General features: G+C 60.2%; 15 protein-coding genes. 6 read left to right on the top strand and 9 right to left on the bottom strand.

Annotated elements, in window-relative coordinates; translation table 11 throughout:
* Positions 1-251: 251 nt before the first annotated feature.
* The 4 genes from DU29_RS0115550 to DU29_RS0115535 form a co-directional block, all read right to left on the bottom strand.
* Positions 252-1,940, bottom strand: a complete 1,689-nt coding sequence (locus DU29_RS0115550) for an ATP-dependent DNA ligase (protein ID WP_028622490.1) — start codon at positions 1,938-1,940, stop codon at positions 252-254.
* Entirely contained in the window at positions 1,937-2,965 is a 1,029-nt protein-coding gene (locus DU29_RS0115545) for a ligase-associated DNA damage response exonuclease (RefSeq protein ID WP_028622489.1), read from the bottom strand. The genes DU29_RS0115550 and DU29_RS0115545 overlap by 4 nt, the downstream gene beginning before the upstream one ends.
* A gap of 187 nt (positions 2,966-3,152) precedes the next feature.
* The gene (locus DU29_RS0115540) at positions 3,153-5,603 is read right to left on the bottom strand and encodes a penicillin acylase family protein (protein WP_028622488.1); all 2,451 of its coding nucleotides are present in this window, start codon (positions 5,601-5,603) and stop codon (positions 3,153-3,155) included.
* Positions 5,604-5,904: 301 nt separating this feature from the next.
* Entirely contained in the window at positions 5,905-6,549 is a 645-nt protein-coding gene (locus DU29_RS0115535; protein WP_028622487.1) for a glutathione binding-like protein, read from the bottom strand.
* Between the two features lie 137 nt (positions 6,550-6,686).
* Here DU29_RS0115535 and DU29_RS0115530 point away from each other — a divergent pair, with 137 nt between their 5' ends.
* Positions 6,687-7,244 (top strand): cysteine hydrolase family protein, encoded by a 558-nt coding sequence (locus tag DU29_RS0115530; protein ID WP_028622486.1) that lies wholly within the window; start codon positions 6,687-6,689, stop codon positions 7,242-7,244.
* Between the two features lie 180 nt (positions 7,245-7,424).
* Here the strand turns inward: DU29_RS0115530 and DU29_RS1000000131565 are convergent, their stop codons facing one another.
* The 4 genes from DU29_RS1000000131565 to DU29_RS0115510 all read right to left on the bottom strand — a co-directional run bounded on the left by DU29_RS1000000131565 (position 7,425) and on the right by DU29_RS0115510 (position 9,209).
* Positions 7,425-7,640, bottom strand: a complete 216-nt coding sequence (locus DU29_RS1000000131565) for an SEC-C metal-binding domain-containing protein (RefSeq protein WP_081832497.1) — start codon at positions 7,638-7,640, stop codon at positions 7,425-7,427.
* Entirely contained in the window at positions 7,637-8,131 is a 495-nt protein-coding gene (locus DU29_RS0115520; protein ID WP_028622485.1) for an LEA type 2 family protein, read from the bottom strand. Before DU29_RS0115520 ends, DU29_RS1000000131565 begins: the two co-directional genes overlap by 4 nt.
* Positions 8,132-8,230: 99 nt before the next feature.
* Complete coding sequence (locus DU29_RS0115515; protein ID WP_028622484.1) at positions 8,231-8,707, bottom strand: YchJ family protein; 477 nt, start codon at positions 8,705-8,707, stop codon at positions 8,231-8,233.
* A 4-nt stretch (positions 8,708-8,711) separates the two neighbouring features.
* A complete protein-coding gene (locus DU29_RS0115510; protein ID WP_028622483.1) occupies positions 8,712-9,209 on the bottom strand; it encodes a DUF6231 family protein in 498 nt (165 codons plus the stop codon).
* A 189-nt stretch (positions 9,210-9,398) separates the two neighbouring features.
* Here DU29_RS0115510 and DU29_RS0115505 point away from each other — a divergent pair, with 189 nt between their 5' ends.
* From DU29_RS0115505 to DU29_RS0115490, 4 genes are all read left to right on the top strand, one after another.
* Positions 9,399-10,094, top strand: a complete 696-nt coding sequence (locus DU29_RS0115505) for an OmpA family protein (protein ID WP_028622482.1) — start codon at positions 9,399-9,401, stop codon at positions 10,092-10,094.
* Between the two features lie 96 nt (positions 10,095-10,190).
* Positions 10,191-10,913, top strand: a complete 723-nt coding sequence (locus tag DU29_RS0115500; RefSeq protein ID WP_028622481.1) for an OmpA family protein — start codon at positions 10,191-10,193, stop codon at positions 10,911-10,913.
* Positions 10,914-11,060: 147 nt separating this feature from the next.
* Entirely contained in the window at positions 11,061-11,339 is a 279-nt protein-coding gene (locus DU29_RS0115495) for a DUF1145 domain-containing protein (protein WP_028622480.1), read from the top strand.
* On the top strand, positions 11,332-12,090 hold the full coding sequence (locus tag DU29_RS0115490; protein WP_028622479.1) for a collagen-like protein: 759 nt from the start codon (positions 11,332-11,334) through the stop codon (positions 12,088-12,090). The genes DU29_RS0115495 and DU29_RS0115490 overlap by 8 nt, the downstream gene beginning before the upstream one ends.
* 154 nt (positions 12,091-12,244) lie before the next feature.
* On the opposite strand, the gene DU29_RS0115485 is transcribed toward DU29_RS0115490, so the two are convergent.
* Positions 12,245-12,709 carry a CopD family protein gene (locus DU29_RS0115485; RefSeq protein ID WP_028622478.1) on the bottom strand — a complete coding sequence of 155 codons (465 nt, stop codon included), beginning with the start codon at positions 12,707-12,709 and terminating at the stop codon, positions 12,245-12,247.
* 98 nt (positions 12,710-12,807) lie between these two features.
* Between DU29_RS0115485 and dinG the strand changes: the two genes are divergently transcribed.
* On the top strand, positions 12,808-14,952 hold the full coding sequence (gene dinG, locus DU29_RS0115480; protein WP_028622477.1) for an ATP-dependent DNA helicase DinG: 2,145 nt from the start codon (positions 12,808-12,810) through the stop codon (positions 14,950-14,952).
* The last annotated feature ends 55 nt before the right edge of the window (positions 14,953-15,007 follow it).

Raw genomic sequence — 15,007 nt, 5'->3', positions numbered from 1 at the left:
GTGCCTCGATCCCTGTAGGAGTGAGCCTGCTCGCGATTGCGGTATATCCGTCACATTTGAATTGACTGACACATCGCAATCGCGAGCAGGCTCGCTCCTACATGGGATATATCGCATGCGCAAAAATCTGTGTCTGTCGATAACCAACTTGTGGGAGCGGGCTTGCTCGCGATAGCGATGTGTCCGTTACATTTGTATTGGCTGACACACCGCCTTCATCGCGAGCAGGCTCGCTCCTACAGGAGTTTTTGTTAGCCCAGCAGATCCTGCAGCGTTGCCAGGTTGTCGGCTTCTTCGACAGTCTTGTCCTGGCGCCAACGCAACATCCGCGGGAAGCGCACGGCAATTCCGCTTTTATGCCGCTTGGACAAGGCAATCCCTTCAAAGCCCAGTTCAAACACCAGGCTCGGCTTCACGCTGCTGACCGGTCCGAATTTCTCAACCGTGGTTTTGCGTACGATGCTGTCGACCTGACGCATCTCGGCATCGGTCAGCCCGGAGTAAGCCTTGGCGAACGGCACCAGCGTGCGCTCGCTGGATTCCGGAGGCCCGTCCCACACGGCGAAGGTGTAATCGCTGTAGAGACTGGCGCGTCGTCCATGTCCGCGTTGCGCATAGATCAGCACGGCATCGACGCTGAACGGGTCGACCTTCCATTTCCACCACACGCCCATGTCTTTGGTGCGGCCGACGCCGTACAGCGAGTCGCGCGCTTTTAGCATCATGCCTTCAACGCCCAGGCTGCGTGACGCTTCGCGCTGGCGTGCGAGATCGAGCCAGTCTTCACCGGCCAGTACGGGCGAGGTCAGCAGCACCGGGTTGGCGCAGTCGGCGATCAACTGATCCAGTCGTTCACGGCGCTTGGCTTGAGGCTGATTGCGCCAGTCTTCGCCCTGCCATTCCAGCAAGTCGTAACCGAGTACGACAACAGGCACATCCTCAAGGATTTTTTTGCCCAGGGTTTTACGGCCGATGCGCTGTTGCAATAAAGCGAACGGTTGTACAGAGGGGACGGCCGGCGCCTGAGGATCAAAAGCGTCTTCGGTGTTCGGCGACGGCGCTTTCCAGACGACGATTTCTCCGTCGATCACGGTACCGTCCGGCAGGCAGTGGACCAGACTGTCGAGTTCCGGAAAACGCTCGGTCACCAGCTCCTCGCCACGGGACCAGACCCACAGGCGGCCGTCGCGTTTGACCACCTGTGCGCGAATGCCGTCCCACTTCCACTCCACTTGCCAATCGCTGGCCGGGCCGAGCAACGCTTCAAATTGGTCGACCGGTTGCGACAGCGCGTGAGCGAGAAAAAACGGATACGGCTGGCCGCCGCGCTGGGCATGCTCGTCGGACGATTCCGCAGCGATCAGCTTGAGATAACTGGCCGCGTTCGGCCGATTGGACAGGTCGGTGTAGCCCACCAGTCTCTGAGCAACCCGTTTGCTGTCGAGTTGAGCCATGGCGGCCAGCGCGCGGGTCACCAGCAGTTTGGAAACGCCAACGCGAAAGCTGCCGGTGATCAATTTGATGCACAGCATCAGGCTGTGACGGTCCAGCTGTGCCCACAATTCTGGCAGTCGCTCGCCCAATACTTCGGGTGATTCGCCGCGCAACGGCAGCAATTTTTCTTCGATCCACGTGGCCAGGCCGTCGGTGGAACTGTGCAGCGCCTCGGGCAGTACCAGCGAGATAGTCTCTGCCAAATCGCCGACCGCTTGATAGCTTTCTTCGAACAGCCAGGTCGAGAGTCCTGAATATTCAACAGCCAGTTCCCGGAGGATTTTGGCCGGCACCAGTTGCCGCGGACGTCCCCCGGACAAAAAGTACACAGCCCACGCGGCATCTTCGGGCTCGGCCTGGGCGAAGTAGCGCTGCATCGCTGCCAGTTTGGCGTTGCTGGAGGTGGTGGCGTCGAGATCAGCGTACAGCTCGGCGAAAGCCTTCATGCCTGCACCTCGGCGCTTTCGATGACTCCGTTCTCTTCGTCTTCATCACCGTATTCGGTATTGAAGCCTTGAGCATCGAGGCCTTTTTCGCGCAGGTGGCGCACCAGCACGCCGATCGAGCCGTGGGTGACCATGACGCGTTCGGCACCGGTCTGCTCGACGGCCCACAGCAAGCCCGGCCAATCGGCGTGATCGGACAGGACGAAACCACGGTCGACGCCACGCCGCCGTCGGGTACCGCGCAAACGCATCCAGCCGCTGGCGAAGGCGTCGCTGTAGTCACCGAAGCGCCGCATCCAGGTGCTGCCGCCGGCGGACGGTGGGGCGATGACCAACGCTTTACGCATCATCGGGTCGGTTTTTTTGACGTCGCCCGCATAGATCGTCGGCGGGATATGGATGCCGCCCTCGCGATACACCCGGTTCAGCGGCTCGACCGCACCGTGAGACAGAATCGGCCCGATGCTGGCGTCGATGCCGTGGAGAATCCGCTGGGCCTTGCCGAACGAATAGCAGAACAGCACGCTGGCCTTATCCACAGCCGCATTGGCTTGCCACCACTGATTGATTTCGTCGAACACCTGCGCCTGAGGCTGCCAGCGATAGATCGGCAGGCCGAAGGTCGATTCGGTGATGAAGGTGTGGCAGCGCACCGGTTCAAACGGCGCGCAGGTTCCATCGGGCTCAATCTTGTAATCGCCGGAAGCAACCCAGACTTCACCACCGTATTCCAGCCGCACCTGGGCCGAACCGAGGACATGGCCGGCGGGATGGAAACTCAGGGTGACGCCGTGGTGCAGCAAGCGTTCGCCGTAGGGCAGGGTTTGCAGGTTGATGTCCTGACCGAGTCGCGACCGCAGGATCCCTTCGCCGGGTGCGGCGGCGAGGTAATGCTGGTTACCGCCCCGGGCATGATCGCCGTGGGCATGGGTAATCACCGACCGTTCGACCGGGCGCCACGGGTCGATATAAAAATCTCCGGCGGGGCAGTACAAACCTTCGGGGCGAGCGATAACAAGATCCATGGGCTGACCAAATGGATGGATTTGTTAGGTATGAGGTGGAGGCAAGGGGAGAAGTTCTATCGAGATATCTGCAGCGTGGCGCAGCCCCTGTGGGAGCCAGCCTGCTGGCGATGGCGGCGTGTCATTCACCAAAAAAGTGTCAGACAGTTCCTCATCGCTAGCAGGCTAGCTCCCACAGTAGGGTGGATTATTTGCCGGGAGTCAGGGTCAAGCGCTTGTTGCCATAGGCCTTGTCGAAGTTCTGCGGCTGCATCGGCAAGCTCATGTACTTGCCCTTGAGCCACGGATCAACGCTATCGAGGTAATTGGGGCTGGCAGGATTATCCGATTGCCCCGTGCCGTTCTGCCCCATCAGCGGCTCGGCCTGGCCGAAGTCGACGATGAAACGCATAGCCGGTGCCAACGTGGTGTTGAAGTCCTTTCCCCAGGCGAACGCAGCGGTATTGAGCGTCGTGTGATCGCCGCCCGCTGCGAGCGGACCGCGCACGGTCTGGCCACTGCTGTTTTTCCATTCGTAGCGATGCAGTTTGCCCCATTGCCAGGCTTTGTGATCGCCGCCCAACTGGCTGTCGCCAGCGGTTATCGCGGCCGCGAGGGCGCGTGCGAGGATTACCGGTTTGTCCTCTTTTTGCGGCGTGCGCAGGTCATCCCAGAACGGGCTGTCTTCGCGACTGAGCAAGTGATCGGCCTGTGCAGAGTAGGACAATTCCCCGCTTGCGATAAACGCTTTCCACGCCGGACCGCTGTCCGAACCCAGTTCGTCGAGGAACGTCTGTCGCGCACTTTCCTGCAAGAACAACTGATAAATCGCCGCGTCTGCCGACGTCGCAACGAGTTTGCCGTCGAACGCCATCAAGCGAGCCAGTGCCTCGCGAGCCTTGGGCTGATCGCCTGTCGGCAACGCTGCAATGGCCTGTTTGAGCGGTTGCACCATGCCCGGCGCGGCGAACATTTTCTTCAGTTTGGCGGCGAACGTGGTGGTCTGATCGTATTGCATGGCGATCACGCTGCGGGTGTCGTGCTTGCCCCCACCGGCCAGCTCCGCCATGCGTTCGCCACGTTCCGGCGCCGACCAGGAATTGGACAGTTGCATACCGTAGCCATCAGGAATGACTCGCTGGTTAGCGGTGCCTAACCAGCCCTGCGCCGGGTCCTGATCGTAGGGGTGCAGCATCGGATCGGCATAACCGTCCCAATCGTATCGACCTTCCCAGCCCGGCGATGGCAGCAAGCCTTCGCCTTCACGGCGATTCGGGTAGCGACCGGTGACTTGCCAGCCAATGTTGCTGGCGTCGGCGAACACCAGGTTCAGGGTCATGGCGCGAATTTCACGGCTGGCGTCTGACGCTTTCTCGACGTTCTGCGCCCGGGACAGGTCGAAAAACGCGTCCAGCGATTTGTCATCGGTGAAGTTCGGCGTTTGCAGGGCCAGACCGAGGCTGTTGCCGAGCGCAGTGCCCTGGGCACTGTTGAGAAGCGGGCCGTGGCGGGTTTCGTACACCGCTTCGCGAATCGAGCGCTGACCTTTGACGAAATAGGTTTCGTTGCGCACGATCACCGGCTGCCATTTGCCGTTGACCTCGTAAGACAAACCATTGCCCTGGCGTCGGATTTTTTCCAGGAACAGGTCCTGGTTGTCGCCCATGACCGACGTCATGCTCCACGCCACTTTGCCGTTGAAACCGCCCAGCACCATCGGCAGCCCGGCGATGGTGACGCCGGCGGCCTGATATTTCGGCGCTCGGATTTGCACATAACTGAACAACGACGGCACACCCAATGGTGCGTGGCTGTCGCTGGCCAGCAGGCTTTTGCCACTGCGGCTGCGTTGCGGCGAGATCGCCCAGTTATTCGATGAAGTGGCGCCCAGCAAATTCATATCTGCCAGTTGCCCGGTGGCTTTACTGATTTCAGCAAGACCGGCAATCGCGCCATTGAGCTTGATGCCCTGAAGTTTCTCGGCTTCTCCAACCGGCAGCTTTTCATCAGGCGCGGACGGCGCCAGCCAGGCAAGTTTGTCGGTGGAGACCGTCTGCGCGAGCACCAGCGAGGAAATCTCCTCCGGCAGGTTCGCCGACTGGCTGAAATTGAGCAGGCAGAAGATCAGCGCCGAATCTTCCGGCTTCCAGTATTCGGGCTTGTAACCGGTGGCCGCGAGGTCGGCCGGGAGTTTGTCGCGATAGCGGAACAGATAGGCATTGACCCCGCGCGCATAGACTTCGAAGAAGCGTTTCAGGCGTGGTGAAGAGGCCTTGTAGAGCTCGCCGGCGTTCTTCTTCAGGTTGACGGCGCGCATGTAGCGGTCGGCATCAAGCAGGTCGGCACCATACATCTCCGACAAACGGCCCTGCGCCAACAGGCGCAGGGTAGCCATTTGCGTCATGCGGTCGGTGGCGTGCACATAACCGAGGGCGAACAACGCGTCGTGAAAGTTGCTGCTTTCGATCAACGGCATGCCCATGGGATTGCGGCGCACCGAAACGTTTTGCGCCAGACCTTTGAGCGGCTGCACGCCAATGGTGGGCGGGAGGGTGTCCTGAGTGTTCCAGGTCTGACAACCGGTCAGGCTCAAAACACCGGCCACTGCTGCGGCAACGCCGAACCGGGGAAGAAAATGTAAGAGGGCTGGCGAGGCCATGGCGAAGCTCCTGCGGGGGTAGAGGCGCAATAAAGCCGCTACGTTAGAGAGCAGGAGGTGGCCGCGCAAGCGGGGTTTCAGGTTATTTCAGGATTTGCCCGCCGAACCGCAATAGATCGCAGGCTGCGCCAGCTTTTGTAGGAGCTGGCTTGCCAGCGATGGGGCCAGCAAATCCAACTTCTAACCGCCAGCCCCATCGCCATCGCGGGCAAGCCCGGCTCCCACAGGTCTGGCATATACTGGGATCGTTCGCGCGAACCCTTGTAGGAGCTGGCGCAGCCTGCGATCTTTTGATCTTCTTCTAGGGCTTCGGCGGATTCACTTTGGCCACCAGTTCATACGCCTTCACCGTCGCCGGGCGGTTCTGGATATGGTTGAACCAGCGCAGAACATTGGGAAAATCCTCGAGGTTCTGGCTCTGCCACTTGTGGGAAACGATCCACGGATAGATCGCCATGTCGGCGATGCTGTATTCACTGCCCGCGACAAAATCATTGTTGGCCAGCTGCTTGTCGAGCACGCCATAAAGCCTGGCCGTCTCGTCGATGTAGCGCTTGATCGCGTAAGGAATTTTCTCCGGTGCGAACTGGCTGAAGTGATGATTCTGCCCGGCCATTGGCCCCAGTCCGCCCATCTGCCAGAACAACCATTGCAGCGCCTGCTGACGACCACGCAAATCCTTGGGCAGGAACCGGCCGGTTTTCTCCGCAAGGTACAAAAGGATGGCGCCCGACTCGAACAGCGCCAGCGGTTCACCGCCATCAACCGGCTGATGATCGACAATCGCCGGGATTTTGTTGTTCGGCGAGATCTTCAAAAACTCAGGCTTGAACTGGTCGTTCTGACTGATGTTGATCGGGTGAACGTTGTAAGGCAGGCCGGCTTCTTCCAGGAAAATAGAGATTTTGTGGCCGTTGGGGGTGGTCCAGTAATACAGGTCGATCATGAAATACTCCAAATCAAGGGACGTCATTACTTTCGGACAGCAAATGCCGGCATCAGGTCGTCCTGTTTGCCTTGCCTGTAGGAGGAGGTGATGCTGAAGTGTGGAAAATTCAATGACTCTGCGTGAGAAAAGTCGGCATGGAGCTTCAGAAAAGTGCGGCCCTGGTCATCATCGATCAGCAAAAAGGCATCCTTCACCCCCGACTGGGTCGCCGAAACAATCCTCAGGCCGAGGAGCGAATCGTGGAGTTGCTGGCGTTTTGGCGGCGAACCGGGCGGCCGGTAATTCACGTGCAGCACCTGTCCCGTTCGCCGGACTCGGTGTTCTGGCCAGAGCAATCGGGAGTGGAGTTTCAGGAGCGATTTTCCCCCCGGGCCGGTGAGCACCTGATTCAGAAGCAGGTGCCGGATGCATTTTGTGCGACGGGGCTGGAGACCAGTTTGCGCGAGGCGGGGACCGAGCAGCTGGTGATCGTCGGCGTCGCAACCCACAACTCGGTGGAGTCGACCGCGCGCACGGCCGGCAATCTCGGTTTTGCAACGTGGGTGGCGGAGGATGCGTGTTTTACCTTCGACAAGGCCGATTACTTTGGCAACCCGCACTCAGCTGAAGTGGTGCACGCCATGTCGCTGGGGAATCTGCACGGGGAGTACGCCACGGTCGTCGCCAGCGCAGATATTCTGAGGGCCAGGTGAAATTCTTGTGGGAGCGGGCTTGCTCGCGAAAGCGTTGTCATTGAAAAGTTGGATGGTGAATAGGCTGACGCCATCGCGAGCAGGCTCGCTCCCACATGTGATTCATATAACGGCGTAGATCCTCTGCGGACCTGCCCACGTGGGCGATTCAACGGGCGGAGACAACCTCCGCCCCAAGCATCAAGCGCCGTGGCACTTCTTGAATTTCTTGCCGTTACCGCATGGGCAAGGGTCGTTGCGGCCGACGTCTTTCAAAGCGTTGCGCACTGGTTCCTGGTGAGCGTGGCCGCAGTTCGGGCCGTGCACATGGCCATGGTCATGGTCGTGATGATGAACTTCTTGATGGTCATGATCGTGGTTGCAATCAGGGCCATGAACGTGAGGTTGCTGGGTCATCGGTTTTGCTCCGGAATAAAATCGGCGGGGATTATCACGCCATTACGCTCCAGGTGCACGTAGTGCGCGATGAATAGGCCGGTTTCCATTTCGCCTTCCAGACGATAGGGAATTGGCTGGTCGGATTTTTTCAGCAGTTTCACCAGCTCCCGTACCTTGGGCCACAGGTTGGTGCGAATAGGCACTTTGAAATAGGCGCTGCGCTTTGGCCCTACCGTAAACCAGTGTTCATGTTCGCCTTCGGTCAGAAGGATGTTGCCCAGATGAATCCGGTATTCCAGGCCTCGCACGGTCAAGTCGCTTTCGTTGGGATTGTCGACGCGAAAATGCAGCAGGAAACGTTGCTGCATCAGTTTGGCCTGAACGACTTCAACCCTGACCAGATGCACCTGCGGCTCCGGCCGGTCGTCGTCAAACCATGAAGCGCAGCCGCTGAGCCCTGATATCAAGAGCAGGCCGAATAGATAAAGTGCACATCGCTGGGTGATCATGGCTTTGTTCTCCCTTGAACCCCAGTTTAGCCCGCAAAGAATCGCAGCCTTCGGCAGCAATGTGAACCGAACGCAGGCTTCGCCAGCTGCTACAGGGCGCTAACTGCCGAAATACCCTGCGCAGCACTTCTTGAATTTCTGCCCGCTGGCGCAAGGGCACGCATCGTTGCGCCCGGCCTTGAGTTGCACGGTCGGGTCGATGAAGTACCAGCGTCCGCTGTTCTGCACAAATGAGGAACGTTCGCGGTGGCTGTGCTCGCCACTGCCGTCGTGCCAGCGTGCAGTGAAGGTCACGAAGGCATGCTCCGGCTGACCGCCCAACACTTCGGAACCCTCCACTTCAAGCCCCAACCAGGTGCTGCGGGCACTCCAGTCGCTGATCGACTGACGGTCCAGCCCTTGCTGTTGCGCCGGCAGAGTAGTCACCACCAGGTAGTCAACCAGTCCCAATACGTAGGCGCTGTAGCGCGAGCGCATCAACGCCTCGGCGCACGGTGCGGGGTGCCCTGCATGGTAATGGCCACAGCAGGCGTCGAGCAGGGTGCCGCTGCCGCACGGGCAAATGGATGTACTCATTGCGTTACCACCAATATTTCCCAAAGTTTTCCGGATTGGCCCAGAAGCGTGAATTGAGCCAGTCGGGTACCTGTTTGTAATCCAGCAAATCATAAGTGAACAGGGTCAGCACCTGGTCGTCGCGCTGAAAACGTTCGCTGGCTTGCAGTGCCAGCGAGAAAAAATCAGTCTCCTGCCAGCCGCTGGCCTCAAGGTCCGCCAGCACCGCGATGCGACTCGCGTTGAGATTGCGGATCCCGCCTAATAAATTAAGGCCATCGCGCTTGGGCAAATGTTCCAGGCAATCGACCGCCAGCGCCAGGTCGAACCGGCGCGCGGCCAGCTCGGCGGGCAGCGGGCCGGGTGCGGCATGCGCGACACAGGTGCCCGGGTGCGCGAGCTTGAACGCCTCGAGTGCGGGGAATTCGCTGGCGCCGATCAGCAACAGTTGCGTCGGGGCATAACGTTCCAGCAGCGCGGCCACAGCCTGCTGTGGCGTGCGCGAAGAAATACCTGCAGTCATCGAAGATCCTCAATCAGAATCTCAAGACTAGCCTGCCCGAAGGTCCAGACATAGAGCCATCTCGCAGCAAAAGAAGCGATCCACCGCAAACGCGGGGCAAATCAGCAGTGGCCTAGTGCTGGCGGAGATTAAAACTCGGGTCTTTACTCCCTGAATCGGTTTCAAGCCGATCCTCAAGGAGAAAACTAGATGAACATAGTTCGGACAGCACTACCCCTGGTTCTGCTAACCAGTGTGTTGACTGGTTGCGCAGGTTTGCAGAAGACAGACTGGCCGACCTGTGCGGCGGTCGGTGGTGTCATCGGTGCCGGCCTCGGCGCGACCGAGGCATCATCATGGGCAGGTTATGGCGCACTGCTGGTCGGCGGTACGGCAGCGGCCTATTGCTGGGTTCACGGTGACGCGGATGAAGACGGCGATGGTGTGCCGGACAGCCGCGACAAGTGCCCGGGTACGCCTAAAGGCGTGCAGGTCGACGCCGATGGTTGCCCTCCGCCTCTACCTGCACCTGTGGTCGAGGAGGTGGTCGTGGTTGAGGAAGAAACCATCGTCATCCGCGATGTTCACTTCCAGTTCGACAAAGCCACCCTCACACCGTCTGACAAAGAAGTCCTCAACACCATCGCAACTCGCCTGAAACAGGAAGCTGCCAGTGCTCAACTGACTGTGGTCGGTCATACCGACAGCGTCGGCAGCGACGCCTATAACCAGCGCCTGTCGGACAAACGTGCACACTCGGTGGTCGACTATCTCGTTCAGAGCGGAGTGCCGCGCGCCAGTTTCGTCTCTGTGGCCGGTGCCGGCGAAAGCCAGCCGGTAGCTGATAACAAAACGGCTGACGGCCGCGCGATGAACCGTCGTACGGAAATCAAGATCAAGCGTTAAGCGCCTCGCACACCGCACTCCGCGCTTGTGTTGGCGCGGATGCGGGTCTTTAATCCTGTGTAACCGGCATCGGCCGGTAACACAGGAGTTTTCACTATGAGCGTTCTCACGAGGACCGTCTTGCCGGTTCTGCTATTTGGCAGCTTGTTGACCGGTTGCGCTACCCACAGCGATGGCACTGCCCCCCTCAATCAACGGACCTGGCCGGTTTGCAGTGTGCTCGGTGGCTTGGTCGGAGGAGGCTTGGGTGCTCTGCAAAGTGGGGGCTGGGCGGCCGGCGGAGCGGCGCTTGGGATTGTCACTGGAGGCTTGATCTGTTTCGCCCAGGATGGCGACGAAGACGACGACGGTGTCTTTGACCGGCGCGACCGCTGCCCTGATACACCCGCCAACACACCCGTCGAACACCACGGTTGTCCGCTGCCGCAATATCCGGCCAGCGTGAAACCCGAACCTGCACCTGCGCCTTCCGAAGTCGTCACGTTGAGCGATGCCAACGACGTGCTGTTCGCCTACAACAAATCTGACGTGACACCCTCAGCCCGCAGCGAACTCGAATCGTTGATGGCGAAATTGCAAAACGCCGATGTGGTGAGCATCAAGGTAATCGGTCACACCGACAGCGTCGGCAGCGATGCTTACAATCAGGGTCTCTCGGAACGTCGCGCCAGCAGTGTCGCTGGCTATCTGTTGAGCCAGGGCCTTGCGCCGAACAAACTCACCAGCGAAGGACGCGGTGAAAGCGAGCCGATAGCAGATAACAATACCGATGAAGGTCGCGCGAAAAACCGTCGCGTGGAACTGCACATCAACCGCTGAACCACGAAATAGAGCCGTCGCGCAGCGATGACTGCCGCTGCGACGGCCATTCGGCGGCCCTCATGAAGAATTTTCATTGCCCTCTGGCTTATCCCGCGTGGAAGCCGTTACTGTGCGCGCAAAGAATAATTCTCCACGGGGGAGCGTATGAAGGTCTTTTGGGGATTGGGCAAACTGTTGACCCTGCTGTTCTGGTTGGTAGTACTGGTCAACCTGCTGTCGCCGTTCGTGTATCCACTGCACCAGCTGATCAATGCGGCGGGCGCTGGGCTGGCGGTCCTTCATCTGCTGGAAGCAGTGTTTTGTTTACGCAGCCTTCGTGGTCGCCCTCATCCGTGGCGTGACCGTTTGAACATCCTCTTTTTTGGTGTTTTCCACCTGCAAACCCTCCAGGCTCCGACCGCATCGAAGGCTCCCCATGCGTAAACTCTGTCTGCTCGCTGCACTCATCAGTCCGTTGGCTTGCGCCCAAGTGGTCAGTGTCGAAACCAACTCGCTGATGCGCCTGCCCAACACCACCAGCACCTTGCAGCTCGAACGCCTGGACGTGGCCGATTACGGCACGTTGTTGATTCCTTCGAACGTGACCGAGGTGTCCGTGGGTGAATTACACCTGGGCAAAGATGCGCGGATCGCCATCGTGCCTGGCGAACAGGCACTGGCGTTGACGGTCAGCCGTGCGCAGTTGTCCGAAGGCAGTCAGATCACCGCTCGGGGGGCGCCGGGCACTTATCTGAAGGCCGCACGTGCGGGGCGCAATCTGAATCTGCAGATCAAGGCGCTTGACGCACCGCAGTTGTCGATCGATGCGCGCGGCGGTGCGGGTGCGCCGGGTTTTGTCGGTCTCGACGGCGCCAACGGTCAGGCACCGGGTTGCACCTGGGGTCAGGCGGGGCGCGGTGCCAATGGCAGCGACGGCAGCGATGGCCAGCCGGGGGCGCCGGGCGGCCTGGTTCGTCTGGAAGTGCCGCGCGATTACCCGGTCGAACAGATCAAGGTTCAAGTCGCTGGCGGCGCCGGTGGTCTGGCAGGACCCGGCGGCAAGCCGGGGGCAGGCGGCAAGGCCAAGGGCTGCTTCGTTTACAAGGCAGATGGCGGCAAGAGTGGGCGTCCCGGGCTCGACGGGCAGCCAGGACCTGCTGGCGCAGAAGGGGCGGTGACTCTGCAGCGGTTGTAAACACAACCCTTGTGGCGAGGGGACTTGTCCCCGTTCGGCTGCGAAGCAGTCGTGATTCCATGCGCCCCAGATGCCGGCTTGCCGGCCCTTCTTAGGGGCCGCTTCGCGGCCCAACGGGGATAAATCCCCTCGCCACAGGGGGCTGCGCTCCGTCTCAAAACATCGGCCTGGCCGAAGCAATCGCCACCAGCACCAACCCGACAATCAGATTGACCCCCACCATCTGACGAATCCTTCCCAGCACCGCAGCGCCCGTTGGCCAATCCTTGGCCGCCACCGCCGTGCGCAACTCCGGCAGCATCAACGCCTGGATGCGGATAAACAGCGCTGTCATCACCACATACAAACCCATCATCACCTGCACGTAACGCGGCGCGGCTTCGAAGCCGGCGTACTGCAGATGAATCATGCCCACACCGCTGATCGGCAAAAGCACCACCGCCACCCACACCCAGCGAAAGAAACCCTGAAACACTTCCACCCATAGCGTTAACCGCGCAGGGCCTTCCAGCGCCTTCATCGCCGCGGGCCGCAGGACCATCCAGGCGAAAAACATGCCGCCGACCCAGACCAGGGCCGAGAGGACATGCAGGGTATAAACGATGCCAAAAGGTGTCATTGAGGTACTCCGTTCTGCGCGGGATTAATTAGCGCGGTATGATAGCCGCCAATCCAAACCACTGAAAATTTATCCAGCGTTTTTGCGCCCGACAATTCATGATCAGCACCGAACTCAAAACCACGATCCAGGGCGCTTATACGCGTTTTCTTGAAGCCAAGAGCCTCAAGCCGCGCTACGGGCAACGCCTGATGATTGCCGAAATTGCCAAAGTCCTCGGGGCCATCGACACCGACGACGAAGGCCGGCGCAGTGGCGACCCCGCAATTGTTGCGGTGGAAGCCGGCACCGGTACCGGTAAAACCGTGGCCTACAGCATGGCGGCGATTCCTACGGCCAAGGCCGCTGGCAAACGCCTGGTGATTGCGACGGCCACCGTCGCCCTGCAGGAGCAGATCGTTTACAAGGATTTGCCCGACCTGATGCGCAACAGCGGGCTGAGCTTCACCTTCGCCCTGGCCAAGGGCCGCGGTCGCTACATGTGCCTGTCCAAACTCGACATGTTGCTGCAGGAAGGCCACGCCCAAACGGCTACCGCCCAACTGTTCGAAGAAGAAGGCTTCAAGATCGAGGTCGACGAGGCCAGTCAGAAACTGTTCACCAGCATGATCGAGAAGCTGGCCGGCAACAAATGGGACGGCGATCGCGACAGCTGGTCCACCGCCCTCGAAGACGCCGATTGGGCGCGCCTGACCACCGATCACAGCCAGTGCACCAACCGTCACTGCCCCAACTTCGGCCAGTGCGCCTTTTACAAGGCCCGCGAAGGCATGGGCAAGGTCGATGTGATTGTCACCAACCACGATATGGTGCTGGCTGACCTGGCCCTCGGCGGCGGCGCTGTGTTGCCCGATCCGCGCGACACCATTTATGTGTTCGACGAAGGCCATCACCTGCCGGACAAGGCTATCGGCCACTTCGCCCACTACACGCGCCTGCGTTCCACGGCCGACTGGCTGGAAACCACCGCAAAAAACCTGACCAAATTGCTCGCCCAGCACCCGCTACCGGGCGATCTGGGCAAGTTGATCGAGCAAGTGCCGGAGCTGGCCCGCGAGATCAAGACCCAGCAGCAATTCATGTTCAGCGCCTGCGAGCAGATTGCCGATTTCAAGCCCGGCGAAGACGTCGAAGGTCGCGAGCGGCCGCGCCATCGCTTTGTCGGCGGGGTCATTCCCGAGCACATGCGTGAGATGGGCGTCGAGCTGAAGAAAGCCTTTGCCCGTCTAACCGACCTGTTCACCCGGCTCACCGAATTGCTCAAGGAAGGCATGGACGGCGAGGTCAATATCGGCATCGCAAGCAATCAGGCCGAGGAGTGGTATCCGCTGTTTGGCAGCCTGTTGTCGCGCTCCTCTGGCAACTGGGAATTGTGGACCGCCTTCACCGCCGAAGACCCGGAAGACAACCCGCCCATGGCCCGCTGGCTAACCCTGGCAGAGAGCGGTTCGCTGTTCGATATCGAGGTCAATGCCAGCCCGATCCTCGCCGCAGAAATGCTCCGTCGCAATTTATGGAACGTGGCATACGGCGCGCTGGTGACCTCGGCGACTCTGACTGCGCTGGGTACGTTCGACCGTTTCCGCATGCGCGCCGGTTTGCCGAAAAAAGCCGTCACTGCTGTGGTACCGAGCCCGTTCCACCACGCCGATGCCGGTGTGCTGCGGGTGCCGGACCTCAAAGCCGATCCGCGGGATGCGCCGGCGCACACTGCCGCGATCATCCGCGATCTGCCGCAACTGGTCGAAGGTTCGCGCGGCACCCTGGTGCTGTTCTCTTCCCGCAAGCAAATGCAGGACGTGTTCGACGGGCTCGACCGCGACTGGCGCAAGCAAGTGTTCATTCAAGGCAACCTGTCGAAACAGGAAACCCTGAACAAGCACAAGGCGCGCGTCGATGGCGGCGATTCCAGCGTGCTGTTCGGTCTGGCGAGTTTTGCTGAAGGGGTCGACTTGCCCGGCGCGTACTGCGAGCACGTGGTCATCGCCAAGATTCCGTTTTCTGTCCCGGATGATCCGGTCGAAGCGGCGCTGGCCGAGTGGATCGAGGCGCGGGGTGGCAATCCATTCATGGAAATCTCGGTGCCGGACGCCTCGCTGAAACTGGTCCAGGCCTGTGGCCGCTTGCTGCGTACCGAAGAGGACCGCGGCACGATTACCTTGCTCGACCGACGATTGGTGACCCAGCGTTACGGCAAGGCAATCCTCAACGCATTGCCGCCATTTCGTCGCGAAATTTCCTGATACAGCGGTGGGCCATTTCGCCCGCCGCGTTGTCTATCCTTCTGTCATCGCATTT

It is taken from the genome of Pseudomonas sp. Ant30-3, from assembly GCF_000690905.1.
In the GTDB taxonomy this organism is placed as follows: domain Bacteria; phylum Pseudomonadota; class Gammaproteobacteria; order Pseudomonadales; family Pseudomonadaceae; genus Aquipseudomonas.
This window is presented reverse-complemented; position numbering and strand designations above follow the sequence as displayed.